1 protein-coding gene is annotated in these 1,395 nt (G+C 74.4%); it reads left to right on the top strand.

Going from position 1 to position 1,395, the window contains the following annotated elements:
• The first annotated feature begins 229 nt into the window (after positions 1-229).
• Positions 230-1,381, top strand: a complete 1,152-nt coding sequence (locus ACFWA7_RS39990) for a CobW family GTP-binding protein (protein WP_385828090.1) — start codon at positions 230-232, stop codon at positions 1,379-1,381.
• Positions 1,382-1,395 lie beyond the last annotated feature (14 nt).

The raw sequence follows: 1,395 nt of genomic DNA, 5'->3' as shown, positions 1-1,395 counted from the left end.
GCCGGGCGACGCGCGGCCGGGACGGCGGGCGGCCGGGACGGCGGGCGCGGGTGTTCCGGCCACGGGCGGTGGGCGCTCGGGGGCGGGGGTGTGCGCCGCGACGCGCCGCGGGTGGTCGGGCTGGGCCGAGCTCGTCCGGGCCGCCCGCCCCGGGGCCCCCAATATCCTGGAGCGGGCCCGAGGAAAGCCCCCGAGCCCCGCCCGCCCCCGCTTGAGAGAGGTCCCCCTCGTGAGTCCGACCGGTCCGGCCCAGCAGATCCCCGTCGTCGTCCTCGCGGGCTTCCTCGGCTCGGGCAAGACCACCTTGCTCAACCATCTGCTCCGGGCCAGCAGGGGCACCCGGATCGGGGCGATCGTCAACGACTTCGGCTCCATCGAGATCGACGCGATGACCGTGGCCGGACAACTCGGCGACTCGACGCTGTCCCTCGGCAACGGCTGCCTTTGCTGCGCCGTCGACGCGAGCGAGCTCGACGTCTATCTGGAGAAGCTGACCCGGCCCGCCGCCCGGCTCGACGTCGTCGTCATCGAGGCGAGTGGTCTCGCCGAGCCGCAGGAGCTGGTGCGGATGGTCCTGGCCAGCGAGAACCCCCGGGTCGTGTACGGCGGGCTGGTCGAGGTCGTCGACGCGGCCGAGTACGAGGCGACCCGCGAGAAGCACCCCGAGATCGACCGGCACCTCGCCGTCGCGGACCTCGTGGTGCTCAACAAGACCGACCGGGTGCCGAGGGCCGGCCTCGACCGGCTGCGCGCGTCCCTGGGCGGGACCGCGTCGGTGGTCGAGTCCGTGTACGGTCGCGTCGACCCGGAGCTTTTCTTCGACCGCAGGCCGAGCACCGAGCGGGTCGGCCAGCTCGCCTTCGAGGACCTGCTGGACGACGAGGAGGAGCACGGGCACGGGGAGGCGTGCGGCCCCGGGTGCGGCCATGGGCACGGCCACGCGGCCCATCTGCACACCGCGTACGAGTCCGTCGCCTTCACCTCGGCCGCGCCCATGGACCCGCGCCGGCTGATGGCCTTCCTCGACAGCCGCCCCGAAGGCCTCTACCGCATCAAGGGGTTCGTCGACTTCGGCGCGGCCGACCCGCGCAACCGCTACGGCGTCCACGCCGTCGGCCGCTTCCTGCGCTTCTACCCGGAGCCCTGGCCGCCCGGCGAGGAGCGCCTCACCCAGCTCGTCCTCATCGGCTCCCGTATCGACGCCGAGGGGCTGCGCAAGTCACTGGACGCGGCGGTGGCCCCGGCGCCGCGGGGCACCCCGGACGAGCACGCCATGTGGGGTGTCCTTCGATACGTACAGCAGGCGGACGAGGCGGACGAGGACGAGGCGGAGGAGGACGAGGCGGACCTGGGCGCGGCGGACCCGGGCGCGGAGGCATAGCCCCGCCCCCGGGT

The sequence above is a fragment of the Streptomyces sp. NPDC059994 genome (genome assembly GCF_042737755.1).
GTDB lineage: Bacteria > Actinomycetota > Actinomycetes > Streptomycetales > Streptomycetaceae > Streptomyces.
This window is presented reverse-complemented; position numbering and strand designations above follow the sequence as displayed.